This is a genomic window from Paenarthrobacter sp. TE3676, from assembly GCF_056279165.1.
The window spans coordinates 1-24842 of record NZ_JBWBQU010000009.1; the positions used below are offsets into that span (position 1 = coordinate 1).

The 24842-nt window shown below is 63.0% G+C and carries 25 protein-coding genes; 18 read left to right on the forward strand and 7 right to left on the reverse strand.

Annotated features, from left to right (window positions below):
- Positions 1-533 precede the first annotated feature (533 nt).
- The 10 genes from ACZ881_RS19280 to ACZ881_RS19325 all read left to right on the forward strand — a co-directional run bounded on the left by ACZ881_RS19280 (position 534) and on the right by ACZ881_RS19325 (position 8894).
- Complete coding sequence (locus tag ACZ881_RS19280) at positions 534-989, forward strand: hypothetical protein (protein ID WP_476117638.1); 456 nt, start codon at positions 534-536, stop codon at positions 987-989.
- Between the two features lie 90 nt (positions 990-1079).
- Complete coding sequence (locus tag ACZ881_RS19285) at positions 1080-1928, forward strand: COG1470 family protein (protein WP_476117639.1); 849 nt, start codon at positions 1080-1082, stop codon at positions 1926-1928.
- A 1-nt stretch (position 1929) separates the two neighbouring features.
- Positions 1930-2445 carry a hypothetical protein gene (locus ACZ881_RS19290; RefSeq protein WP_476117640.1) on the forward strand — a complete coding sequence of 172 codons (516 nt, stop codon included), beginning with the start codon at positions 1930-1932 and terminating at the stop codon, positions 2443-2445.
- Positions 2442-3707: an Ig-like domain-containing protein gene (locus ACZ881_RS19295; protein WP_476117641.1), complete on the forward strand. Its 1266-nt coding sequence runs from the start codon at positions 2442-2444 to the stop codon at positions 3705-3707. Before ACZ881_RS19290 ends, ACZ881_RS19295 begins: the two co-directional genes overlap by 4 nt.
- Before the next feature lie 159 nt (positions 3708-3866).
- On the forward strand, positions 3867-4931 hold the full coding sequence (locus tag ACZ881_RS19300; protein WP_476117642.1) for an FUSC family protein: 1065 nt from the start codon (positions 3867-3869) through the stop codon (positions 4929-4931).
- A 97-nt stretch (positions 4932-5028) separates the two neighbouring features.
- Positions 5029-5526 (forward strand): MarR family winged helix-turn-helix transcriptional regulator, encoded by a 498-nt coding sequence (locus ACZ881_RS19305; RefSeq protein ID WP_429330827.1) that lies wholly within the window; start codon positions 5029-5031, stop codon positions 5524-5526.
- 79 nt (positions 5527-5605) lie between these two features.
- Entirely contained in the window at positions 5606-6007 is a 402-nt protein-coding gene (locus ACZ881_RS19310) for a hypothetical protein (RefSeq protein WP_091463893.1), read from the forward strand.
- Positions 6004-6939, forward strand: a complete 936-nt coding sequence (locus ACZ881_RS19315) for a serine/threonine-protein kinase (RefSeq protein ID WP_476117643.1) — start codon at positions 6004-6006, stop codon at positions 6937-6939. Before ACZ881_RS19310 ends, ACZ881_RS19315 begins: the two co-directional genes overlap by 4 nt.
- 73 nt (positions 6940-7012) lie before the next feature.
- Positions 7013-7273: a GlsB/YeaQ/YmgE family stress response membrane protein gene (locus ACZ881_RS19320; protein WP_091463889.1), complete on the forward strand. Its 261-nt coding sequence runs from the start codon at positions 7013-7015 to the stop codon at positions 7271-7273.
- A gap of 382 nt (positions 7274-7655) precedes the next feature.
- Positions 7656-8894 carry a hypothetical protein gene (locus ACZ881_RS19325; protein WP_476117644.1) on the forward strand — a complete coding sequence of 413 codons (1239 nt, stop codon included), beginning with the start codon at positions 7656-7658 and terminating at the stop codon, positions 8892-8894.
- Positions 8895-8951: 57 nt separating this feature from the next.
- Here ACZ881_RS19325 and ACZ881_RS19330 read toward each other — a convergent pair whose 3' ends face one another.
- On the reverse strand, positions 8952-9707 hold the full coding sequence (locus tag ACZ881_RS19330; RefSeq protein ID WP_476117645.1) for a ZIP family metal transporter: 756 nt from the start codon (positions 9705-9707) through the stop codon (positions 8952-8954).
- Between the two features lie 208 nt (positions 9708-9915).
- Here ACZ881_RS19330 and ACZ881_RS19335 point away from each other — a divergent pair, with 208 nt between their 5' ends.
- From ACZ881_RS19335 to ACZ881_RS19345, 3 genes are all read left to right on the forward strand, one after another.
- Positions 9916-10524: a TasA family protein gene (locus ACZ881_RS19335; RefSeq protein ID WP_476117646.1), complete on the forward strand. Its 609-nt coding sequence runs from the start codon at positions 9916-9918 to the stop codon at positions 10522-10524.
- Between the two features lie 101 nt (positions 10525-10625).
- Positions 10626-11381 carry a signal peptidase I gene (locus ACZ881_RS19340; protein WP_476117647.1) on the forward strand — a complete coding sequence of 252 codons (756 nt, stop codon included), beginning with the start codon at positions 10626-10628 and terminating at the stop codon, positions 11379-11381.
- Positions 11374-11787: an Hpt domain-containing protein gene (locus ACZ881_RS19345; protein WP_476117648.1), complete on the forward strand. Its 414-nt coding sequence runs from the start codon at positions 11374-11376 to the stop codon at positions 11785-11787. Before ACZ881_RS19340 ends, ACZ881_RS19345 begins: the two co-directional genes overlap by 8 nt.
- Before the next feature lie 15 nt (positions 11788-11802).
- On the opposite strand, the gene ACZ881_RS19350 is transcribed toward ACZ881_RS19345, so the two are convergent.
- Complete coding sequence (locus ACZ881_RS19350) at positions 11803-13116, reverse strand: MFS transporter (RefSeq protein ID WP_476117649.1); 1314 nt, start codon at positions 13114-13116, stop codon at positions 11803-11805.
- Between the two features lie 137 nt (positions 13117-13253).
- Between ACZ881_RS19350 and ACZ881_RS19355 the strand changes: the two genes are divergently transcribed.
- Positions 13254-13994, forward strand: coding sequence for an IclR family transcriptional regulator (locus tag ACZ881_RS19355; protein ID WP_476117650.1), 741 nt, complete (start codon positions 13254-13256; stop codon positions 13992-13994).
- A 117-nt stretch (positions 13995-14111) separates the two neighbouring features.
- Positions 14112-15299, forward strand: coding sequence for a 4-hydroxybenzoate 3-monooxygenase (locus tag ACZ881_RS19360; protein WP_476117651.1), 1188 nt, complete (start codon positions 14112-14114; stop codon positions 15297-15299).
- A 53-nt stretch (positions 15300-15352) separates the two neighbouring features.
- Here ACZ881_RS19360 and ACZ881_RS19365 read toward each other — a convergent pair whose 3' ends face one another.
- A complete protein-coding gene (locus ACZ881_RS19365) occupies positions 15353-17302 on the reverse strand; it encodes an HNH endonuclease signature motif containing protein (protein ID WP_476117652.1) in 1950 nt (649 codons plus the stop codon).
- Positions 17303-17420: 118 nt separating this feature from the next.
- Between ACZ881_RS19365 and ACZ881_RS19370 the strand changes: the two genes are divergently transcribed.
- Complete coding sequence (locus ACZ881_RS19370; RefSeq protein WP_476117653.1) at positions 17421-17879, forward strand: VOC family protein; 459 nt, start codon at positions 17421-17423, stop codon at positions 17877-17879.
- 42 nt (positions 17880-17921) lie between these two features.
- On the opposite strand, the gene ACZ881_RS19375 is transcribed toward ACZ881_RS19370, so the two are convergent.
- A complete protein-coding gene (locus ACZ881_RS19375; protein WP_091463864.1) occupies positions 17922-18542 on the reverse strand; it encodes a hypothetical protein in 621 nt (206 codons plus the stop codon).
- A 90-nt stretch (positions 18543-18632) separates the two neighbouring features.
- Positions 18633-19517, reverse strand: a complete 885-nt coding sequence (locus tag ACZ881_RS19380; RefSeq protein ID WP_476117654.1) for a helix-turn-helix domain-containing protein — start codon at positions 19515-19517, stop codon at positions 18633-18635.
- Between the two features lie 184 nt (positions 19518-19701).
- Here ACZ881_RS19380 and ACZ881_RS19385 point away from each other — a divergent pair, with 184 nt between their 5' ends.
- Positions 19702-21093, forward strand: coding sequence for an MFS transporter (locus tag ACZ881_RS19385; RefSeq protein WP_476117655.1), 1392 nt, complete (start codon positions 19702-19704; stop codon positions 21091-21093).
- A gap of 95 nt (positions 21094-21188) precedes the next feature.
- On the opposite strand, the gene ACZ881_RS19390 is transcribed toward ACZ881_RS19385, so the two are convergent.
- Both ACZ881_RS19390 and gad read right to left on the reverse strand, forming a co-directional pair.
- Positions 21189-22046 carry a class II glutamine amidotransferase gene (locus tag ACZ881_RS19390; protein WP_476117656.1) on the reverse strand — a complete coding sequence of 286 codons (858 nt, stop codon included), beginning with the start codon at positions 22044-22046 and terminating at the stop codon, positions 21189-21191.
- 21 nt (positions 22047-22067) lie between these two features.
- Entirely contained in the window at positions 22068-23468 is a 1401-nt protein-coding gene (gene gad, locus ACZ881_RS19395) for a glutamate decarboxylase (RefSeq protein ID WP_476117657.1), read from the reverse strand.
- 448 nt (positions 23469-23916) lie between these two features.
- On the opposite strand from gad, the gene ACZ881_RS19400 reads away from it, so the two are divergent.
- On the forward strand, positions 23917-24750 hold the full coding sequence (locus ACZ881_RS19400; protein ID WP_476117658.1) for a PRC and DUF2382 domain-containing protein: 834 nt from the start codon (positions 23917-23919) through the stop codon (positions 24748-24750).
- Positions 24751-24842: the final 92 nt, after the last annotated feature.

The following is a 24842-nucleotide window of genomic DNA, read 5'->3' on the forward strand; positions in this document are numbered from 1 at the left end:
AGAAGGGCTGGGAAATCCCGGCCGCCCTGGCCCACATCGAGTCCTCCGGCACCACCCGCCAGGAAGCCTCCACCATCCTCGCCGCCCACGGCTAACCACCATCAGCATCACCTGCCTGCCGCACCACGGCATCGGGCCTGGACGCGTTGCCGAAGCCATCGAACGCCAGCGCAGTTTTTGCTCAAGATGGGCACAATGTTCGCGCACAACAGTCAGGCTGGGACAGCTCCGCGGAAATTTAGCTATGTCCACTCCTTGGACAGGCCCTGGGAAGGCGAGTACCCGCACCCCCGACATGACAGCGGTCTCCGGCAGCGGCCCAAGTAGTGCGGGTTCTAAAACTGAGTAATGGCATCGCGAAGGTGGGTATCTTTCTCCGGTTGTTCGAATGAAAAGTGGCGTACTCGGAAACCTAGCCAGAGGGCTTGCGCTGGCTGAATTATTGGGTTCATCGCTTCATCCGACAACACCGATCGGATGCTGGGGGTTGCGATGCGGCTCCCCGGGACGTAGATCAACCAAGGAGCCTTATCATGCGCAAGCTTTCCAAGAAGAGCCGGATCACAGCAGCCGTCGCCGGCGTGGCACTGGTAGCAGTGGGTGGCGGAGCTGCCTACGCCTACTGGACCACCACGGGTTCGGGCAACGGAACGGCAACCAACTCGGCCGGCGGCGGAACGGTCGCCCTCCATGCGACGTTCGACGGCGGCCTCGCCCCGGGCAACCAGGTGAATGTGGCCTACTCGGCAGACAACGCGACAACCTCCAGCACCGTGGTTGGAGCCCTCAGCGCCAATGTGACCACCAATGCGGCGGGCTGTCTTCCGACCTGGTTCGAGGTCACGGCCAACACCACCAACACCAATGTGGCAGCAGGCGCCATCGGAACGTCCGTGGGCAGCGGCGTGCTGAAGTTCAACGACAGCACCACGGAGAACCAGGACGCCTGCAAGGGCGCAGTGGTGACCGTCAACGTCACCAGCCTGTAGCGCCTGACAGCCGGGGACCACCTTGCGAGTGGTGGTCCCCGGCCTACGCATTTCTGCCCGCAGCACCAAACACGTCCGAAAAGAGCTTCCATGGACCCCCGGCCAAAGCGAACGACGCCGTTCCGCCAAGCACGTGTGCCACTCCGTGCACTGATACTTGCGCTCGTAGTTGCCTTGGTCCCGGTGGCGGCCCTCGCGGCCAGCAGCGGGCAGGGCGGCTCCCAAGGGAACCAAACCAAGGTCTCCAAAGGGATTGTGGTCACGCTGTCTCCCTCAAGCCGGAGCCTGGACCAGGGGCAGTCCACCACGTATACCGTGTCAGCCACCTCCACGGGAGGCTTCACGGGAACCGTCTCGTTCGCCGCCAGCGGTTTGCCGGCCGGAGCGGTAGCGGCGTGGCAGCCGACGTCGGTAGTTCTCACCTCCGGGAGCACCGCGCAGGTGACCATGACAGTGCAAACCGCACCCACCACAGCCGCCGGTAAGACGGACTTCACGGTGAAAGGCACCAGCGGATCTGTGCAGGCTTCAGCTCCGGCGCAGCTGCAGGTCCTGGAGGTCAAGCGGACATTTGACGTCACCGGCTCGGTGGACGGCTTGCTTGCACCGGGAACCACCCGGCCCGTGAACCTTCAGATTTCCAACTACAACAACAAGAGCATCGCGGTGACCAACCTGACCGTTGCTATGAGCCAGGTGGTCAGAACTCCCGAGGCGGTGGCTGCCAACCTGCCCTGCACCACGGCGGACTACAAGATCACCCAGTATTCGGGGACGTATCCGCTGACGGTTGCACCGGGCACCCGCTCACTTTCCGCACTCGGCGTGCCGGAGTCCAAGCGACCGCAGATCGCCATGCTCGACACATCCATGCTCCAGGACGGTTGCAAAGGCGCGACCCTCCAGCTCGCATACTCCGGCACGGGACAGGCGAACTGACATGAAGACCACAGTCCGAACTCCCCGCATTCCGGGCAAAGGACGCCTGGCGCGAACCGCGGCTGCCACCGTGACCCTCTGCATCCTGGGCGGCGTAGGGACCGCCTACGCGTACTGGGCCTCCACTGGCGCGGGAAGCGGATCCGCAACGAATGGCACCATGCAGACCGTCACGGTGGACGCACTCGTCCCGGGCGATACCCTGCAAACCAGTCTGGTCCCCGGTGGGACTGCCGACGTCATCCTCCGGGCCTACAACCCGAACCCGCATGCCGTGACCATCTACGGATTCGCGTCGAACGGCCCTGTGACCGCTGATGAGGACCACCCCGGCTGCATCACCACGGGGGTGACGTTCACGCCTCCGCCGGCACCCTTGGCGCCCGCAGTCACCATTCAGGCGAACACCTCCCTCCAGCTCACGCTTGGCAATGCAGCCAGCATGAGTGCGGCGTCGGTGTCAGCCTGCCAAGGCGCTACGTTCGATGTTCCCGTCACTCTGGAGGTACGGAAGTGAGCCGGCTTCGTCAGACCACTGGCCGGGCGACGTCCTCGCCCGCCACCCTTGGGCGCTGGAACAGGATCGTGGTGATTGTCCTCGGCATATTCCTGGTTTCCTGGGGAGGGCCGGCTGCCAGCGCGTTCTGGGGCTCGGTCAGCAGCGGTTTTGGTGCGGCCAAGGCTGACGCCGTAGCCCAGGGCGCGAGGCCCACCACCGCCGTTTCCGGCACCAGCGTGACGGTTACGTGGACTGCAAGCACGACGGCGGCAGGACGGCCGGTGACCGGCTACAGCATCGCCCGCTACGCCACAGCGACCGAGGGTACCGGGATCGCCGCGGCAGGAACCTGCACGGGAACCATCGCCGCCCTCAGTTGTGTGGACAACAACGTTCCTACCGGGACCTGGTACTACGCAGTCACCCCGTTGCTCTCGGCATGGCAAGGCGCGGAAAGCACCCGGAGCGCAGCTACGGCCTTGGACGCGACCCCACCCGTAGCACCTGTTATCAGTGCTCCTGCGTACGTGTATTCCACCAATGTGAACAACGTTCCCGTCAGCGGCACCGCCGAACCTGGTTCAACCGTAGTGCTCACGGTCACCGGCGGCGGGGCCCAGCCATTGACGCAAACCATGACGGCAAACGGTTCCGGAAACTGGACGGCAGCACCCCTGAACATGAGCGCCTTCAACGAAGGGAATATCAACTACTCAGCGCATGCAACGGATGCAGCCGGCAATACCGGCCCTGCAGGCACGGCAGATTCCACGAAGGACGTGACCGCACCGACGGTGACCGGGGTTCAGCTCACCAATGGCGGAGCCACGGCCGGCAAGGTTGAGTCAAACGATTATGTAACGCTGACGTTCTCCGAGCCGCTCAAGGCCAGCACCATCTGCAGTACCTGGACCAGCCCCGCCAGCACACAAACTGTGAGCGGCAACGGCAACAACCGGGTTGTGGTGAATGTCAGTGCTAACGACGTTCTCTCCGTGACCACCAATAGCTGCCCGGTCCTCAGGGTAGGCTCTGTTGCTCTCGGAGGAGACTACACATCGAGCAATTTGAGCTTCAATACAGCTAACAGTGGCGGCGTTATGCACTGGAGCTCGACATCCCAATCACTCACCATCACTCTGGGTGGAGGGAACGCTGGAGGGGCGACCCTTACTTCAACCAGTATCTTCCCGACGTACACCCCCGCTTCCGGCCTGACTGACATCGCTGGCAACCCGCTTGGCACCTCGCCAGTTCCAGGGGCTCCCTCCCGCTTCTGACCTCTGGAATTTGTCCGTAGATAGTGCCCCTCATATACGTGATGAGGGGCACTATCTGTACCTAATGCCGGGGAAGCCCTAAAACCCGGGCGTAACCTTGAAGCGGACGCCAGCGCCGCCGTCGTACGTTTGATCCTGCGACGAAAGGCGAGCTGCCACTTGAAGGCTGTAGCGGAAATGTTCACGATGGGTCCTGGGAACAAGGACCACCATCCCGCACTCCGCTGCGCAGTAGGTGTGTTTGTCCCGCTGATTACCTTGACCCTGCTGGGTCGACTGGACCTGGCAGTGTTCGCCTCGTTCGGTGCGTTCACCGGGATTTATGGCAGGAACGAACCCCACAGCGTGCGTTTCCGGAGCCAGTTGCGCGCCGGCGGCTTCATGCTTTTGATCGTTCTTCTGGCCACACTCATGGCCCGTTTTGCGCAGGCCGCGGGCATGGAAGGTGCAGCCTATTCCTGGCTCCTGACGGCTGCCACCACTGTGGTGGCCGGTGTCTGCTCCGTGGTGGTGGCCGCTTGGCGGCTCCGGCCCGGCGGCTCGCTCTTTCACATTTTTGCCTTCGCTGCCATTGCCTCCATCGCCGCGCAACCTCCCCTCTGGGAAGCAATGCTGGTGGCGGTGGGGACCACAGTCTTTTGCTTGCTCATCGGCATGTCTTCGCGCGTGCTCAGAAGCCACCGGACACCGTGGAAACGGCCTCCGCGCATCCGTCACACCGCAGCTGAGCGCCGGGCGATCTGGCTTGAGGGCGGTGGTTATCTCGTTGCAGCGGGCCTGGCGGGGACCATCGCAACGTTGGTTGGGGAGCGACTCGGGTTCGGGCACACCTACTGGGCCATGGTGGCGGCTGTGGTTCCGTTGGTGGGCCGCTCGACGCGTCACAGAGTCAGTCGTGGCATCCAAAGGATCGCGGGAACGGTGATCGGACTGGTGCTGCTGGCCGGCATTCTCTGGCTCAACCCTGCACCGTGGGCGATGGTCCTGGTCATTGCTGCGTGCCAGTTCGGGGCGGAGATGTTCATCGCGCGCCAGTATCTGGTGGCGCAGGTCTTCGTGACGCCGCTGGCCTTGATTGCCACGCTGTTGGCCGCGCCGGTTGACCCGGCTTTGCTGCTCCGTGACCGCATCATCGAAACCGTCATTGGTGCCGCCGTCGGAGTTGCGGTAGTAGTTGCTCCGGCTGTTTGGCGGCGTCTGCGGGCGGGTGGCCCGGGTGCATAAGCTCTGATGCCAAGGGGTTCGGTCCGCATCGCCTCGTCATATCACCTAGGATCAACTGGTTAGACAAGCGAGATACATGTCTACCAGAGGATTCTTGATGAGCGATAAAAGTGAACGACAGGGTTATTGGTACGGCTTGGAGAGCCGCAAGCAGATGGGGGCCGTGGATGTCCTGAACGCACTCAGGGACTACCGATCGGCCGAAGCCGACATGCGGCGCCGAACCCAGGCTTCCATGGGGATGGGCGAAACGGACCTCATGGCGCTCCGCTATTTGCTGGAGGCCGAGCGCGCAGGCCGGGATGTGGGGCCCAAGGAATTGACTGTCCGCTTGGGGATTACTTCCGCTTCCATGACCTCGCTGGTGGACCGGTTGGTCAGGTCGGGCTATGTCACCCGGGAGCCGCATCCTACCGATCGACGAGCGCTTATTCTCCGACCAACTCCAGGATCGGACCAGGAGGTCCGCAGCACTTTGGGCGATATGCATGCCCGAATGATGGAGGTGGCGGACACCCTTGGTGCGCAGGAGTCTGCAGTGGTGGTGGACTTTCTTAGGCGTATGCGAGAAGCGATTGACGCCGTTGCCACCTGATCCCGACTGGACTTAAGTAGTAAGTACACATATAACTAGATAGCCAAGCTACTTACTAGGGAATGTGTGGGAGAGAACGATGACAGTCGCGCTGCGTGAACCAAGCTCCACACCAGTGGCTGAAAATACCGTGGACATTGTCACGGAACAGGCTATCCCGCAGGGACCCGTGCACTGCGGTTCCCATATGGCTATCTCCGCCGGGCCATCCTACGACTCCATGCAGTGGGTTTCTGTAGAGCCGATCTGGCCGGAGTGGGCCTGCGGTTGCGGCTTTCGCATGGATATTGACGCACTGGACCCCGTCAGCGGTGTCTGGATCGCGGCTCTCCGCCGGCAGAGCCTGCAGCATGAGCTCGCCGTTGCCCAGAACACCCTCGAGCTGGCGTTCAAAAAGGCGGTCGACGGCGGTGTCGATCCTCGCGCTCTGGCCGACGTGACCGGAGTGCCTGCCACCGAAATCGAATCCCTCCTCCAGTGACGCTCGTTGAACGGGCGGCTGTCCGCGCTGATCGCGGGGCCGCTGGAATTGATCGGCAGGGCGCCGGAACTGATCGTGGGGCAATAGCTGACCACCACGCAGTAGCTGCCAACGAGGTGCACCCCGAGGTGGTTCTTGGAGAACGCTACCGACTCGGCGCCCAGCTGGGTGGAGGTTCGGAAGCGTATGTCAACGAGGCCCGGGACCTGCTTTCAGGCAAAACGGTAGCGGTGAAAATTTTCAGGTCAACGGACTCCATGGACAACGCCCCCTTTCGGCGGGAGCTGGAAATCCATGGACGGTTGCGGCACAGGAATATCGTCAGGGTCCTCGACTCGGGGGACACATCAGGCGCCGGCAGCCAGAAAAGCCGCAGCTTCGTCGTGATGGAGCTGGTAGGCGGCAAGGACCTGCGTGGGTTCCTGCAGGATAATCCCGCCTCCCCGGAGCAAACGGCGGCCTGGATGACCGATATTGCCCGCGCCTTGGCCCATGTCCATCGCAGGGGAATCGTCCACAACGACATCAAGCCCGGCAACATCCTGGTGGACTTCGCGTCCGACCCGCGCGGTTTTGGAATCGCGAAACTGGCGGACTTCGGAATTGCCCTCAACGGACGCCACTCGGCGCCCAACTCTTCCTCGGGCACACCGCATTACCTCAGCCCCGAAGAGGTATGCGGCGGAACGTCCACAACCGCCAGCGACATCTACTCGCTGGGCCTGGTTGCACTCGAATGCCTGACCGGAACCAAAGCGTTCCCAGGCCCTCCCCTCGAGTCCATGGTGGCAAGGACTCTGGGGGAACCCCGAATTCCCGGCACGGTGCGGCGGCGCTGGTCCATGGTGCTTCATGCCATGACAGACCCCGACCCTGCCGGCAGGCCGTCTGCCAGCCAAGCCGTCGGCATGCTCCGACGGCTCAGCTGGTAGCCAACAATCAGGCAGATAGCGGCATGCGTCCTTATGCCGAACTGGGGCCTCCTTATGAAAGAGAGAATGAAAAATGGGAATCATCGGTTGGATTATTTTGGGTTTGATTGCCGGCGCCATTGCAAAGGCCATCATGCCCGGTAAGCAGGGTGGCGGCTGGATCACCACGATCCTCCTCGGCGTCGTGGGCGCCGTTCTGGGTGGTTGGATCGGAAGCGCGCTCTTCAAGGTGGGCATCAACGAGTTCTGGTCGCTGTCCACCTGGCTGCTCGCGATCGGCGGCGCACTGCTGGTCCTCATTATCTGGGGACTGGTCACGCGCAAGAAGGCATAACTGCCTGAACACCAAGAGGCCCCGACGCTGCTGCAGTTTCTGCAGGGTCGGGGCCTCTTCGCTGCGTTCTAGTGGGTAATCCGGCCGAGTAGCCGAGTGCCTGGTCGATGAACAGGCGGGCGCCCAATCCCGTGGCACCCTTGCTATGCCACGCGTCATCCGAGGTCACGGCCGGGTCAAATATCCGGTCTTGTACCCGGTACGGGTAAGCGCGTGCTTGAGGGCTCGACGACGGGTGGCCCGCAATGCGGTCACTGGTCAGAATCCCGGCGTGCACCAGCCCGTCGGTCACAATTCTCCCGTAGCTGGACGACTGCAGACGACATCCAAGGGTCGGTTACGCTGCTCGAAGCCACGCCACTCCGCACGCATAGGGCCACCAATGACGCACTCTTTTGCAGCTGACCACGCCACCCCGCAGAAGGGAAGTTCGCCCAAACCTTCGCCCGAACCCATCGAACACAGCGCCGCCGGCACCGCCTTGGGAGCCTTCGGAATGGTGGCCGTCGTCGGTGTATTCGCGCTTCTCCTCCACACGCTGGCGCAGCATTCGCCGCGGACTGGTCCTGGCTACGCGGGATGGCCGCAAGACGCCGTTGACACCCCGTTGGGCGCCGTGCGCTGGTTCCTGGGCGACATGACAGAGCCACTGTTCTACAAGTCCGATCTCGCAGCGCTCGGACTACTCGCGGGCGCCGCGGTCGCGTGGTGGGTTGGCCGACGAGGTGCGAAATGGGCGGGCTCGCTTGGCTATGGGACGGGCCTTTGGCCTTGGGTCCTGGTATCCGCGTCCATGAGTTTGATTCTGTCCAACCTGGTGTTCGGCTGGATGCTCGACGACGGATGGCAGCCAACGTTCGTGCCTTTCGTTTGCGTCGCGCCCGCTCTGGTCCTGATGTACGGAGCGGGTTGGCGGACCTGCATCACCGGCGCGGTCCTTGGGGCGGCCACCACCACACCCTTGGCATTGTTGTTCATAGTTACCGTCTCAGAACCGCTCGGCCTGCCCCCCGTGGTTGGGGGTGTCCTCGCAATGTCGGTGGGTTCGGTCATCTCGTTCCTGGTTGCCCGGCGGATGCCGTGGCTTGTCCTGCGGGAGCCGCGACCGGCTACGCAACCGGAGGTGCCGCCGTCGAGCTTCAACCGAAACTTGGCTGGCGACGCCGCCTGGGCTGCGCGCAGGGTGCTCAAGGACTTCACTGAAACGCATTTTTTCGCCAACGAGCTCGCCGCCGCCTGTGTGATCCTGGCTGTGGCGGCGGCATTTGTCCTGAACCCGGCGCTGCCGTCGTACGGGACGGGTCTGCTCCCTCACATACTGTTTGCCCAAGCGTTGACCTCGGCCATCGGCGTCACGCTGTGGCGGGGCTGGTACCGCGACGGCGGGTGGGCGGCCACCTACGCGTCCGTGGTGTCAGTGGCTCCTGCGGCAGTCCTCGCGTATGGCGGCTCCTGGACGGGAATGGTGGGCGGCGCCGTGGTGGGTGCGGTCCTCGCACCGCCTCTGGCCAGGGCAATTTCCGCGCGGTTGCCGGCCGGCTTCCACCCGGTCATCGGCAATACAGCGGCCATGGCCGTCTCGACGGCGATTGCCTTACCCGTGATTGGGCTGCTGCCCTAGTTTGCGCGGGACTTGGCCCGCGACAGTTCGCTCGTCCGGCTGCCTCTTTCGGACAGCTCAGCCGCCGACGTGGTGAATTGTAAAGGCGCTCAGGAATCCGACGGCGGCCGTCAGCCCGGTCAGGTTGTGGTGCTCCTCAAAGGCCTCGGGAATCATGGTGTCGGCAAGCATGGCCAGGATTCCACCTGCAGCGATAGCGGTGATGAACGCGATGACGGTCTCCGGAGCGTTTTCCAGAGCGGTGTACCCCAGGAGTGCGGCAAGCCCGCTGAACACCGCGATGCCGGCCCACGTGCCAAAGACGTATACGGGGCTGCGTCCGGCCTTCTTCATTCCTGCCGTGCTGGACAGGCCCTCCGGAACATTCGAAATGAAGACTGCGGCGAGCATGGCCGGACTAACTGCCCCTCCGGCGAGGAGGCCGACCCCCAGAACCACTGATTCCGGAATGCCGTCGATGAGTGCACCTACTGCGATGGCAGTGCCGCTTCCAGGGGAGTCCTTTTCTGAGGGCTGAGCTCCGCCGGAGCGCTTGCGATGCTTGGCTCCGGCGCGGGCAAGCAGGGCATTGGAGCCCACAAAGATCAGCGCGCCCAGGAGAAAGCCCAGGACCGTGGGGAGCAGCCCGCCGCCTTCCACGGCTTCGTCCACCAGTTCGAAAGCCAACGCAGAGATCAAAACCCCGGCGCCGAAGGCCATCACTGTGGACACGATTTTGGGCGGCACTTTCCATACCCATGCGATACCCGCCCCGAGGACCAGCGCACCGCCAGCCAGAGTTCCCCACATCAAGGCCTGCAACCACATTGGCATTCGTCGTGCCCTCCCATCAGCCGTTCACGTGCATCAAGAAGTGTTGCACATGAGGTCTGTGTGGCTGCTGAAAGTCTTGATGATTTCCTGAGGAAGAGCAGGATTTGTTCTTGATCCGGGCCCTGCACAGTAGTTCTTGTCAGCCAGAGAGGCTGGAAAACGAATGGCCGGCCGGACCACGGTGGCCTCCCGAAAGGACCATACTCAGATGGCCATCAGCCTTAAGACCACCTCCGGTAAGATCCTCGCGTCCGTCGCACTGCTCGGCACCGCAGCCGCAGTGGCAGGCATGGGCACCTACGGCGCCTTCACCTCTTCGACCTCCGCCTCCCAGGCAGTCACCGCCGGCACCGTCACCATCGCCCTCGGAGCACCCGGCCCGGCCAACACCCTCAACGTCCCCGTCGCAGGCCTGCTCCCCGGCGACAAAGTCGAAAAGCTCGTCACCCTGGCCAACACCGGCAACTCGGACCTGAACAACGTCACCCTCACCACCTCCGCCGGGACCACCGCGTCCCTGCTCACCACCGATGTCACCAACGGCCTGCAGCTGACCATCGAAAACTGCTCCGTAGCCTGGACCGGCGCCGCAGCCCCCTACAACTGCACCGGCACCAAAACCACCGTGGCGGCCTCTTCACCGGTGATCGCCGCGAACAAGGTCCTGAACAACCTCACCTCCCTGACCTCGGCCAAAACCGACAACCTCAAAGTCACCACCGCGTTCCCCACCACCGCGAACAACGACTTCCAAGGCGCCGCCTCCACCATCGCCTTCGCCTTCACCGGCACCCAACGCACCGAAACCACCAAATAGACACAGCAACACAACAGCCCCGCCGGGCCTGATCGGGCGCCCCCCTGCCCGATCAGGTCCGCCGGTAAAGCCCTACCGAACAACGAAAGGAACGCCAGGCAATGAGCACCATCACCAGCATCAACGAACCCGCAGTCCAGGGCCGGCGTTCCGCCGCGCAGGCCATTGAAACCGCAGCACCAGTTTCTGAGGCGGGTACCGCGGTGACGCCCACCTCCCCGACCCGGCCCAACGCCGTCGTGATTCCCCCGGAACCTGCCGCCGCAGGTACGGTCAGCGTCAAGCCGCGTGCTCTTCGACGGGTTGCCGGCAAGGTGGTTAAGGGAATCGGTGTGGGCATGCTGGTCCTTGCTGCCGTGGTGTTCCTCTTCCTGGCCATCGGGCCGCGGGTCTTCGGTTACCAGACCTCAACCATGCTGACCGGGTCCATGGCCCCGCTTATCAACCCGGGAGACGTCGTCGTGACCGTCCCCACGCCCGTCACGGACATCAAAGTAGGCGATGTCATCACCTATCACATCCCCGTCGAAGACCAGCGTGTGGAAACCCACCGCATTACAGAGATCACCACCACCGCAGATGGCGGCGTCGCGGTGCAAACCAAGGGCGACGCCAATAACGGCATCGACCCCTGGATCGCCACCCTCCAAGGCAAAACCGTGGACAAGCAGATCGCCACCATCCCGTACGTCGGCAACGCCATCCGCTCCCTCCGCGAACCGATCGTCATGAACACCCTCATGTACGGCGCACCTGCCATCCTGGTCATCGGAATGCTCGCCTCCATCTGGACTAAAGAGCCCACCAAGTCAGCGCCGGAAGACGCCGCAGCAGCTCAGGCAGCAAGCGGTGAGTGAGGATCCAGTCCCCACGCCGACGGCGATGACCCTGGAACCGTGCAGGCTACAGGCCTTGGCTGACGAGTTGGGAGATTCCACGCCAGTGCTCCGCTTTCTCTCTACTTACCTGTCCATGCTGCCTGACCGGATTCGCAGTATCTCCAGCGGCCTGTGCACGCACGACGTCAACGCGAGCATGGACGCCATCCTGAGCCTCAAGATCGCCTCGGGCATGGTTGGCGCCCTGGAAACAGAGGGTCAGTGCCGAGCCATGGAAATGATGATCCGCGAAGACCACTTTGATTCCGCCGTACAGGCGTTCACGGCGCTTCAAAACTCGACGGACCGCTGTTTTGCTGCAGGACCGCAGTTGCTGGGGAAGGCGCGGGAGTCGCTCTGCTCCACGCCCCGGACTAGCTTTTAGCGCTCAAGGCGCCGTTCAGCGCTCAGCCAGGACGCCGGTGTCGGCGGTCCGGACCTCATGCGGCACGAGGAACAGCGCGGCCACGGCCAACACACCGGCGGCGGCGAACACGTAGAAACCGGCAGGGTAGGCAATGTTCGCAGCGACCAGGGTTCCCGTAACTGCAGGTCCAACGATCGCGCCGAGCCGGCCCACTCCTGCGGCGAATCCCAGAGCGGTTCCGCGGAGCCGGGGTGGGAACAGCTGGCTGACCCAGGCGTAGACCAGCACCTGCGAGCTGAAGACAAAAACGCCGGTGACAAACACGGCAGCGTTGAGGAGGAACTCATTCGGGATCTTGACGCTCAAAATTGCCAGGAACACCGCGGACAACCCGAACCACATCAGCACGATCTTCTTTGTCCCGTGTTTGTCGGCCAGGATTCCGGCTACGAACAGGCCCGCGACGGCACCGAGGTTCAGGACAAGCAGCAACGTCAGGCCAGTGCTCACGGGGTATCCGGCCGCTGCCATCAGCTGCGGCAGCCACGTGTTCAGGCCGTAAACCAGCAGCAGCCCCATGAACGACGCGATGCCAATGCCCACGGCAACCATGGGATAGGGCTTCTGCAGGAGGTCGCGGAAGCCGGTCTTTGGCTTTGTGTCCGGTGAATGCTCGACGGCGGTTGTTGTGTTCGCGGGTTCACTCGCCTTCAGTTCGCTGGTCTTGGCCGGACCGGACTTGGCCGGGCCGATCTTGGCGGAGGCTGCTTCGGGGAGCGATTCCGGCAGCTTGACCCACAGGAAGGGCAGGAGAAGCAGCCCGGCTACGCCTCCGATGATAAACATGAGTCGCCAGTTCGGAACGATGAAAATGGCCAGGAGTGCCGTTGCTACAGCGCCAACGTGGTACCCGGTCATCGTTCGGGTGGTGGACTTGCCGGCGGACCCGGCTGGAGCGTAGTCGTTGATGTATGCCAGGGCCGCGGGGAGGCAGGCGCCCAAGCCCAGCCCGGCCAGCATACGAAGCAGCGAGAAGACGGCGACGTTCGGGGCGAAGGCAACTCCGATGGTGAACAGCGAGAAGCTTGCCACGCAGGCGATCAGCAGTTTACGGCGTCCGAATTTGTCTGAGAGCGGTGCGATGAAGAGAGCGCCAAGGCCCACGCCCACCAAGGAGATGGTGGCGGCGAAAGTGGCTCCGACTGCGTCGAAGCCTAGCTCGCCGGTCTTGATGAGTGTCGGGATGACGGTGCCCAGGACCACCAGGTCGAAGCCGTCCAGGACCATGGCCAGCCAACAGAGCCAGACAGGCCATTGGGAGCGGCGGGCAGATGACATCGTTGGCATAGCGTCCTCGGTACTTCTTGGTGGTTGGTGCCGACCACAGAACGTTCGGTCAGTCATGAGAGTTGTATCACCGCATCATGTTGCCTGGCACACGTTCTACCATTGAATGGAAACCGACCGATAAACCAGGAGTCCATGTGGCCAACTCAGCATCCGGCGATTCCGTGGTGGACCGTGTTGTGCGGGTCATGGAAGCTTTCCCGGAAGGGGTGACCTCCCTTCAATTGAGCGAACTGGCCGACCGCGCCGGACTCCCGCTGTCGTCAGCTCATCGGCTGGTCCGGCAACTTTCCGAGCATGGACTGCTGGATCTTGGTGCCGGCGGGACTGTTCGCCTGGGACTGCGTTTGTGGGAGCTCGTCAACCGAAATTCGCCCACGCTGGCTCTGCGACAGGCAGCCATGCCCTTCATGGAAGACATTCAGCAAGTCCTCAATCAGAACGTGAATCTGGCTGTGCTTGACGGATGGGAAGCGCTTTTTGTGGAGCGGCTTTCCCGGCGGGGGTCGGTAGCCAACCGGGCGCGTATCGCCGGGCGGATGCCGGTCCACATTTCCTCTGCGGGTCTTGCCCTGATGTCCCACCAGCCGCGTGAACTGCAGGCGGAGTACCTCGAGCAGTTCGCAGATCCAGCTGGAAAGGTGAGCGCCGACGTCGTGCGTCATTTCCTGGCCGAAGCAGCCCAGCAGGGGTACGCGCAACTGGCTGGCGTGGTGGACCCGGACACGTGGGGCATTGCCGTGCCGGTGATCAATGCCAAGCGTCGAACCGTGGCGGCGCTCGGAGTAGTGGTGCCCCTTGCGGAGATGCGGCTGCAGGCTCTGGTGCCCGCGCTCCAAACAGCGGCCCGGGGGATCGGCCGCCAATTGGGGGACTAGCCCTTCCTTCCGTTCAACGGAATTGTTGTAACGCCAATCACGCCATGCGGGCCACACTGATTCCAGATTCATCCCGCTTCCGAGTAAGCCGGGATCCGCAACGAAGCGAGGAAAACCATGGCACGTACACCAATCACCACCCAAGTCGCCATCATGGGCGCAGGTCCCGCGGGCCTCATGCTCTCGCACTTGCTGGCCAAGCAGGGCATCGAATCCGCGGTGGTGGAGATCCGCAGCCGCAAGGAAATTCAGGAGACTGTCCGCGCTGGAATTCTGGAGCACGGCACCGTTAACCTGCTGGTCGATTCCGGCGTTTCGGACCGGGTATTGCGCGAAGGTGACCGGCACGACGGCATTGAACTGCGCTTCAACGGTGAGAGCCATCGCATCAATTTCAAGGAACTCGTGGGTGAGTCCGTGTGGTTGTACCCGCAGACGGACGTGTTCATGGACCTCGCCGCGAAGCGCGAGGCAGACGGCGGCGACGTCCGATACAGCGTCACCGACACCACTGTTCACAACCTCGAAGGCAAGCCGAAAGTCTGGTTCACCGACGCCGACGGTCAGGATTTCGAAATCCAGGCCGACTTCCTGGTGGGTGCCGATGGGTCGCGCAGCCACTGCCGCTTCCAGATCCCCGAAGCAAACCGCAAGTGGTACTTCCACGAGTATCCGTTCGCATGGTTCGGAATCCTCGCGGAGGCCCCCCGCAGCGCCGACGAGCTCATCTATGCCAACTCAGCAAACGGCTTCGCCTTGATCAGCCAGCGCACCGAAACTGTCCAGCGCATGTACTTCCAGTGCGACCCCAAGGAAAACGTTGCCGACTGGGACGACGAACGCATCTGGTCCGAGTTCCGCAAGCGCGTCAACGGCAACGGCTTTGAGCTCAAGGAAGGACCCGTCCTGGAAAAGATGGTCCTGCCTTTCCGCAGCTTCGTGCACACCCCCATGCGTCACGGCAACCTTTTCCTCGCGGGCGACGCTGCGCACACCGTCCCACCCACCGGCGCCAAGGGCCTCAATCTGGCCATCCACGACGTCAAGGTGCTCTTCGAAGGCCTCGATTCGTTCTACTCGAACGGTTCAACTGCGCTGCTCGATTCCTACAGCGAGCGGGCCCTGGACCGTGTGTGGAAGGCCCAGCACTTCTCTTACTGGATGACGTCCATGCTGCACACCGTTCCCGGAGCCGACGACTTCGATCGCGCGCGACAGCTTGGCGAGCTTCACTCCGTTGTCACATCTGAGCACGCCAAGGCGTATCTGGCTGAGTCGTACACAGGCTGGCCGACTTCGCGGTAGGTCTGGTCGCAGACCCTCGCACCCCGACTCACGTCAGCCGGGCTACACCACCTTTATGTTCTCTGGGGTGTGTGGTGGTGGTTGCGTCGTGGTGTTTGTTGGGGGTCGAGGTGGGGTGGGGGGATGAACCAGGGGACTCCGGTGGTGATGTCGATGCGCCATTGTTCTTTGTGGATGAGGTGGTGGTGGTGGCTGCAGAGCAGGGTGCCGTTGTTGGTTGATGTGGTGCCGCCGTGGGACCAGTAGGTGGTGTGGTGGGCTTCGCACCAGGGTGCTGGGATGGTGCAGTCGGGGAAGGCGCAGCCGCCGTCGCGGGCGGTGATGGCTTTGCGGATGTGGGGTGGGAAGATCCGGGTGGTGCGGCCGATGTCCAGGACGCGGGAGTCGGTTCCGATCAGGACGGGGATGATGTCGGCGTCGCAGGCGATTTTGCGGATGGTGTTCGGGTGGATCGGGCCGGTGAAGGTTGCTGTGCCGGTGCTGAGTTGTTGGTGGTCGTTGACTTGTTTGAAGAGGTCGCGGTGGTCGATGGTGACGGTGAGTTGGGGTCGGAGTCCGCCGTTGGAGGGCAGTTTCCCGGTGGTCATCGCCAGGGCGCAGGCGCCGACGAGGCCGTTGAGGAGTTTCTGGGCCCGGCTGCGGCGGTCCAGGTCCGGGCCGGTGGGCTTGTTGTCGGTGGGATTGGTGCCGGTGGTGAGTCTGGGGTTGGTGGCGGTGTTCATGGCGGTGGTGAGGGTTTCGTATTGTTCGGCGGTGGCGAAGATTTCGAGGTGGTGGAGTCCGTGGCGGCGTCGGCGGCGGAGGAATGCGCCTTGGAGTTGGCGGAGAACTTCTTCGGATGGTTCGGCATCGTCTTGGTCGATGACGTCGGTCCAGCGTTTGGTCATTTTGGTGACGAAGTCCGGGTCGGATTCCATCGCGGTGGTGGTGAGGGCCTGTTCCATCCGGGTGATGGTGTCCTCATCGGTGAGTTGCCGGACGGTGTCCAGGGCGGTGCTGATGATCGTCGCCGAACGGGACGGTACCAGGGCTGAGGAGAGGGCGTCGGCCAGCACTTCGCGCCGGGCCGGGATCTGTTGCCCGGCGATTCCGGTCTGGGGCAGGACATCGGCCGCGAGGGCGAGCCTGCGCCGGGCTTCCCCGACGCTGATCCGCAACCGGGCCCGAAGGAACTCAGCGGCAGTCCGGTACCCGTCATCCAAGGGGCTCACTGTTGAATCGGCGGCCCGTCCTCCGGAACCCGCACCGACGACGGAACCGGCCTCAGTTACTGACTCCATACCGGTCACGGAACCGGCCCCGCCCACGGAAGCTCCTGCGCTTATGGAGCGTGCTTCACCAACGGAAACCCGCGCCACCTCGGATCCTGGCTCTGGTTCAGTCCACCCCGTCCGCCATCCCGGCCCGGCCCCGAACTCGCACGCCCCCGGCGACGCTTGCTGTGCTTCTTTCCGGGTCCGTTCCACCGCCTGCGCCGCGACGACCTGCAAGTACTCCAACGACCGGGAGATCTCCTCGACCCTGCCCGCAAAATCGGCAGCCTCAACAAAACCAAACAACCGCGCCTCATCGGCAGCCGTTGATCGCAACGCATCGGCTGCGGCAGCACACTCATGGAGCGCCGCTTCCAGTACCGGCAAACCCGGCGCCGAGGATTTCGGCCGCAGCAACTCCGGCCGCAGCGGCTCCGGCGCCTGCTCGGGGGCGGAGGCCCTGGGCGAGGGCAACTGCTGGGGCGCCTCCTCCTCGCGCGCCGCATTTTCGGGCGTGGAACATTCGCGGGACCCTGGAGGCGCAGATTCCCGGGCATCGGGCGCCGACGCGAGTCGAAGAAGTAGCTCAGGAACCAGTGAGGTTTCCGCGTCGGTGCCTGCTGTCGTCGGGCGCACACGCGTTGGAAGCGGGGAAAACGTGTCGAGCGGGGAGGGCGAGACGCGCGTGGGCATCTCACTGGCGTCGGACGGACCCGTCCGCCGCGCCAAAACCTGCCCTATGCCTTCCATAACTCAACCCTGTCAGGATGGCGCCACATCTATCAGCCCTCATCGACGCTATGTGGAAAAAGTCAGTCCACGGCCCAGGTTGTCGAAAGATCAGGGCTTCAGGACCTACCGTACAAACATGACTATTGATCCAAGTCCAAAATCACCGGTCCGGCAGTTGCGCCTCGTCGTGGAGGCTGAGGACTACGAAGCTGCGTTGGCATTTTTCCGCGATGCCCTGGGCCTCACCGAGCAGGCTGCTTTCGAAGGAGAGGGGGATGCGCGCGTCACTATCCTCGAAGCCGGTCGGGCTACCTTGGAGATTTCCAATCCCGCCCAGGTCCGGCTGATCGACCAGGTAGAGGCCGATGGCCAGCCCAGTGCCAAGATTCGCCTAGCCTTCGAAGTGGATGATTCCGCAGCAACCACGAGAGACTTGGTCGAAGCAGGGGGCACTTTGATTGCTGAACCCAGGGAAACCCCGTGGAAGTCATTGAATTCGCGACTCGAAGCACCCGCAGGTCTCCAGATCACGCTGTTCCAAGAGCTTGAAGCCATCGAAGAACGAAGCTCGAAGCCCGGTTTCAAACGACCTTGAGCCATTGTCGCGTGTGCCGGCCCCAACTTTAGGCGGCGCCTATCAGACGACTCCGTCTTGGTGATCGATGCCCGCTTGATCGACCTTTCGGTGGAAGCGCATGCCGGCTTTGCCGCCGACGATGGCGCCGAGGAGGGGGATGATCAGGGCGATGACGAGACCGATGATGCCGCTGGTGGTCATCAGGCTTCCGTCGACGGGAATCTGCGGTGCGCCGTTGAGATTGTCGAGAATGTTAAACTGGCTCCCGGCCACCGCCGCGAGGACCGCCACGATAATGGCGATGATGATGCCCCACAGCCACACGGCGAGCCCCTGTTTGGCTCCGTCGAAACGGGCCATGCGGCCAGCGACGTACCCTCCGCAGTAGTAAGCCAGGAACAAGACCACTGCGAGGACGATTCCGCTGACGATGCCCAAGGTTTCCGCATTCTGCTGGGCCTGGTCTGCCGCCTGTTCTGCGCCGGATGGATTTGCGGCTCCTACCCCCACGCCGATGGCAGTGGCTAAGGCGCTGAGCAGGACCGTCATCCCGATGGCCGTCAGCCAGCCAAAGAAAGCCGAGCCCCATTTGATGCCGCCGAAGCGTTCCTTTTCCGCTCTGACGACGTCGTCCCTACGGGCTTCGGGAGTGCTTGAGCCCGCACCATTTTCGTAGACCATGTCAGCTCCTAATCCGGGTGCCCTTGGTTAATCAAGCAAAACACCACCCCCGACAAGAAAGCAAGCATACTTACTAAAGTGCCGCATGCCTTATGAGTCGATTTCCGCCAAACCGCGCGGGACTTTCCGGGTGTCACCTGAAACCTGAAGCAACTGCAGGGCTCCCGCAGCCGCTGACCCCGGGTCTGCGGCGTACAGGAGCACCCGATGCCCCGATTCGTCCGGCGGCGTGAGTACCTCGAAGTTCAGCTCCAGATATCCCACTTCCGGATGGTGCAGGTATTTCACACCGGACATGCAGTTCTCCACCGGGTGCCGGGCCCAGAGCTTCGCAAAATCAGGGCTTTTCAATGTCAGCTCACCAACCAGGGACGCCAGTTCCTGGTCATCGGCGGATTTTCCCGCCACGAGGCGCAATGACGCGACCGCCCTTCTCGCCTCTTCCGGCCAACGCGTGTACAGCTCCCGTGTGTGATCGTCGAGGAACAACAGCCGGGTCATGTTGGGACGAGTAGAGGGGGCCTCCGGCGCTGCGAAGTCCAAGTGGCCGGCAACGAGCCGGTGTCCCAAGACGTTCCACGCCAACACTTCACTTCGACGCCCCAGCACCACCGCCGGAGTGCCGGGCATGGACTGGATCAACCGCAGTGTCCCGGGCCGCACTTTGTCCGGCTTTGCCGGCGTGCGGCGTTTCGTCTTTCCCGGACGAGCCAGGTTGAAGAGATGCACGCGTTCGTCTTTGCTGAGGTTCAGGGCACGAGCGATTGCATCGATGACAGCTTCTGAGGCGTTTGTACTCAGGCCCTGCTCCAGCCGTGTGTAATACGTAGTGCTGACTCCGGCCAGCATGGCCAGTTCCTCCCGTCGCAGGCCAGGGACGCGTCGGATGCCGTAATTTAGGACGCCCACGTCCTCGGGCTGCAAGGATGCCCGACGGATGCGAAGGAACTCCCCAAGTTCGCTATGTGTACCCATGCCCCCATTGTTCAGCTGATTGCCGGGGTTGTCCTGTCACTGCCAGTGGTACCCACAGCGGGGTGTGGTTGCCACCCACGAAGACGGTCACGCTGAACGCATGCCAACAACCAAACGCATGCCAACAACCAATAGAGCCAGCCATCCCCACATCGAGCCAGCACAAAACAAGGCCCCACAAAGCATGACCACCAAACAACGGCTTGCGCTCATCGTCCTCCTGGCAGCGAGTTTCACGCTGGCCGTCGATTTCTCGATCCTCAACGTCGCACTGCCCGCAATCGGCTCCGATGTCGGTTTCTCGCTGGAAAACCTCCAATGGGTCGCAACGGCTTTTGCGCTGTGCGCCGCTGGCTTCACGTTGCTGTTCGGCCGAGTGGCAGACTTGGCGGGTCGGCGGAGGATGTTCCTGATCGGTATGGCGCTGCTCGGGGTAGCGTCACTGGCTGGTGGCCTGGCCACTGAACCGGCGTTGCTGCTGCTGGCAAGGGTGGGCCAAGGCATCGCAACGGCGATGGTGGTACCGGCCGCCCTGTCACTGCTTCTGGTTTCGTTCCCGGAAGGCCCTCTTCGGGACAAAGCACTCGGGCTCAATGGGTCCCTGATGGCCGCCGGATTCACCACTGGGGCGATCCTGGGTGGGCTGCTGACCGACCTCCTCAGCTGGCGGTGGGCGTTCTTCATCAATGTGCCCGTTGCGGCAGCCGTTCTCCTCATTGCACCCGTTGTACTCGCCGAAAGCCGGGCAACGTCCAAGCTCCGGCTCGACGTTCCCGGCGCCGTTACAGTCACCCTTGGCCTGCTCGCACTGGTCTTCGGCCTCACGCATGCCGCGGAACACTCCTGGACCCACCCTCTGACGCTCGGTGCGCTTGCGGCCGCCGTCGTCCTCTTTGCGGTGTTTGCCATGGTTGAAAGCCGGGCGCCGCATCCGCTGGTGCCTCTTGCCATCCTCAAGTGTTCGAGCGTGGCGTGGGGCAACGTCGCCGGAGTCCTGGCCTTCGTTACCGAGACATCGCTGGTGTTCCTGCTAACCCTGTACCTGCAGCAGGTCCTCGGCTATACGCCGCTCGGTGCGGGTCTTTCCTTCGCCGTCCTGGGCTTGGGCACAGTGCTCGGCGGCATGCTCGGACCCAAAGTAATTGCGAGGGTCGGCAGCAAAAAGGCAATCGTGTACGGGTTCGTGGTTCAGGCAGCGGCCACCGGAGTGCTGGTGTTGCTCAGCCCGGATCCGGGGTCCATCGGGCTCCTCCTGGTGGCGACATTCGTTGGGGGTGTCGCCAACCTGGTGGTCATCGTGGGCTTTATGGTGACCGCCACTTCAGGGCTGCCCGACGCAGATCACGGCATGGCAACCGGGCTGGCAACCATGAGCCAGCAGATCGGCATCACCATGGGGATCCCGGTGATGAGCGCGGTATTCACCGCTCAGCTGCTTGCCCTCGGCGCGAGCGACGCACCCGCGGTGCTGAACGGCGTCACGGTAGCCATCGCCGTGAATGCGGCCCTTTGCCTCGCGGCTGCCGCGGCCGTGGCGGTGTTCCTCAAGAAGGAAGCGGCACCAGTCGCTGGCTGACATACCTGCCGAGGCGCATTGGCGGGGAAACGCACGACGGCGGAAGGTCGCCGTCGTGCGTTTCCCGCGTTTGGTGCGGACCGCCGAAGCGGCGATCAAGGCTGCTGCGACGCCGCCGCGGTCGGTTCGAGATCGGCGAGGGTGAGCCGATGCGAAGGAGCTTTCGGCAACGGAACAGTGGAGGTTACGGAGAGATCCGGACCGACATGAACCAGCTCGCCGGACTCCATGGGCCGCCAGCCAGGGTTGGGGTCCATGGGTTCGGTGGCGAAGAGGACATGTGGGGAACGGGAAAGCTCGGTACTCTTCGAACGGATCCGATGACTTCGGGCGTCGAGCGGGGCCGATGCAGAGGCCTGCCGTTCAAGCACGTACAACTCGTGGGTGGCCGGGTATCTCAGCGCCCACATGTCCGTTGCGGTGGTCAGGATGAAGTTGAGGCTGAAAACGGGGAGCTCCCGAGCGACCCAGTTGATGGCCTTCACTATGCCGGTCCCTACGTCCCCTCCGGCGAGGCGCGTTTCCGCCGTGATGAGTGCGAAAAGGCGCTCGCTGTCCGACTGTCCCAGCACCAGGTCCATCAGGCCGAGCTCATTGAGGCGCTGATCAAGTTGGTCCAAACCGTGGAGGACACCGTTGTGCGCGAAAAGCCGCCCGTCCTGCTCGAACGGGTGCGTATTGACCATGGTGAGCGCGCCGGTGCTGGCGTACCGAACATGGGCCAGGAACGTGGTGCTCTTCAGGTCCCTCGCTTCGCGGGCGAAAGCGTGATCCTCCCACGCCGCCAAAGGCTGTTTGGCTACGTGCGCCCTGCCTGCCGTATCAAACGTACCTATGCCGGCGCCGTCGGGCTCGCGTCGGCTTTGCACGGAGAGGCTGTCCGGCGCATCCAACAACCAGAAGGTGGCACGCACCGGCCGTGGACCGGCGTGGAGCCCGAAGAGCCGACACATATGGAACTTCCCTTCCCGGAGTTAGTGGTGAAAGCCTTCTGACTGCTTGTCCGTGGGCATCGGCGCCGTGAGGCTATCGAGGTAGTCGACTTCCTTCTTGAGGTCAGCCAGGAAGCTGGAGGCGAGGTCCCGGGTGAAACCGTTGCGGACCACGATCCTTTGCACTGTGACCTCACTCAACCCATCGGGCAACGGGTAGGCCGGAACCAGCCAGCCGTTCATTCTGAGCCGTTCCGAGAGGTGGTGAAGGTCCCAATGCTCCGTGTGGCCGTCGCTAAGCTGCCATGCGAACACTGGGATATCCGACCCGTCGCTCCAGAGGGTGAACGCGTCCATCGCCCCTATCTCGCTGGAGAGGTAAAGTGCCACATCCCTGGACGTCGCTTGGACAGACCTGTATCCGGCAAAGCCGAGGCGGAGAAACAGGTAATACTGCAGCAACACCTGGGCGCCGGGCCGGGAGAAGTTCAGCGCAAACGTTGGCATGTCCCCGCCGAGGTAGCTGACGTGGAAGATCAAGTCCTCGGGGAGTGCCGCCGCGTCCCGCCACACCACCCAGCCCAAGCCCGGGTACACCAGTCCGTACTTGTGGCCGGAGGTGTTGATGGAAGCGACGCGGGGGAGCCGGAAATCCCACACGGTTTCGGGTTGCAGGAACGGTGCCACCATGGCTCCGGAAGCACCGTCCACGTGGATGGGGATGTCCAGTCCGCGACGTGCCTGAATCTCGTCCAAGGCCTCGGAGATGAGCTCCACCGGCTCGTACTTGCCGGTGTAGGTGACGCCCAGGATGGCGACGACGCCGATGGTGTTCTCGTCCACATACTTGTCCAGGTCATGGCCGTCCAATGTGGGATGCTCGGCCGAGACCGGGACAAACCGGGGCTCCACGTCCCAGTAATTGCAGAACTTCTCCCAGCACACCTGGACGGCGGAGCTGAGGATGAGGTTGGGCTTCTCCGTGGTCTTGCCGGCAGCGCGCCGGTCATGTTGCCAGCGTCGCTTCAAGGCCAAGCCGCCAAGCATGCAGGCCTCGGAGGACCCGATGGTGGAGGTGCCGATGCTCTTCTCGGGATCCGGCGCATTCCACAGGTCCGCGAGCATCCGCCAGCAGCGCGTCTCGATCAGTGCTGTCTGCGGGTACTCGTCCTTGTCGATCATGTTCTTGTCGAACGTCTCGGCATAAAGCCTGGATGCTTCCGTCTCCATCCATGTCCCGACGAACGTGGCCAGGTTCAGCCGCGAATTGCCGTCCAACATCGCTTCGTCGTGGACAACCTGGTAAGCCGTGGCCGGCAACGATTCGCCGTCCGGCAGGGTGAAACGGGGGAAGATGTTGGATTCTCCGGGCCTGCTGAACAAGGGATTGAGTTCGACGGCGGTGTCCGGTTCATGCTGTGACGCTCGGTGGGATCTGCTCATGGGGCAACTCCTTGGGATCGTCCGCTCGCGGCGGGGCGCAACCTGTCCTCGGCTCACGCTACCCGGGACGGGCCGCCCACCCAAGGCTTCCGAAGCGCTGCAGAAAGCGTACGACGGCGGTAGCTCGCCGTCGTACGCTCTTTTCGCCCTGGTGTCGGTCAAGTTAGCGCTTGTGAAGTTAGCACCGGTGAAGTCCAGCGCAAGCTGAGGTTAGTCGGGAATCTCCCTCTGCAACCCGTACTCATCGCAGGGAAACTCCGCGGCGGGGTAAGCGCCACTGATTCTTCAATTGGGGCTTGCCAAGCAAACACTAAGCATGCTTATGATTTGGTGTTCCTTAAAGCCGACGGGTTGAATTCACTCCCCGTTCCGGCGTCCGGAAACCATGCCTGGTGATGCAGCCCGCTTGGCAATCCACAGTAAGAGAACCGCATTCCAAGGAGACATCATGCTCGCGAGGGAAAACATTGACCGTTTGATGGGCCTCAACGGAAACGTCCGCACCACCGAAGGTGACAAGGTCGGCTCCATTGGCACGTTCTACACCGACGACGACACGGGTGAGCCCACCTGGGTGACCGTCAAAACCGGCCTTTTTGGCAGTTCGGAATCGTTCATTCCCCTGCAGGACGCCACAGTGGAAGGTGACGACGTGGTGGTTCCCTTCAGCAAGGACCACATCAAGGATGCTCCGCGTGTGGCCGAAGACGGGCACCTGGATCCGGGCGAGGAGAGTCGCCTGTACAACCACTATGGACTAGAGGGCAGGGACAGCTTCAGTGGCCATGGCGACTATGCCGGCACCACTTCCGGCACGGTCGGGACGGCGGGCACTACCGGCACTAGGGATGCTGTGGACACAGACGCCAATTACACGCGGGATACAGACACCAACCGCGACGACGACGCCATGACCCGTTCGGAAGAGCGGCTGAACGTGGGCACCGAACGGCAAGCCACCGGCCAAGCGCGGCTGCGCAAGTACATCACCACCGAAAATGTCACCACCACCGTCCCCGTCCAGCGTGAGGAAGTCCGGCTGGAGCGTGAGCCCATTACGGACGCCAACTCGCGTGACGCCATGTCCGGTTCGGATCTGACGGAGAGCGAGCACGAGGTCACCCTCCATGAGGAACGCCCCGTTGTAGAGAAGGAAACCGTTCCTGTTGAGCGGGTTCGCCTCGAAAAGGACACCGTCACTGACGAGGTCCAGGTTGACGAGGAAGTCCGCAAGGAGCGCATCGAAACAGAAGGAACCGGCACGGGCGAGACCCGCCGCTAGACGCACGTTGTGAGGCCCGCTCTGCGCCCCAAAGATCCGGGAGAGGGTGCAGAGCGGGCCTCGCAACGGCAGTTTTAGCTATCGCTGACGAA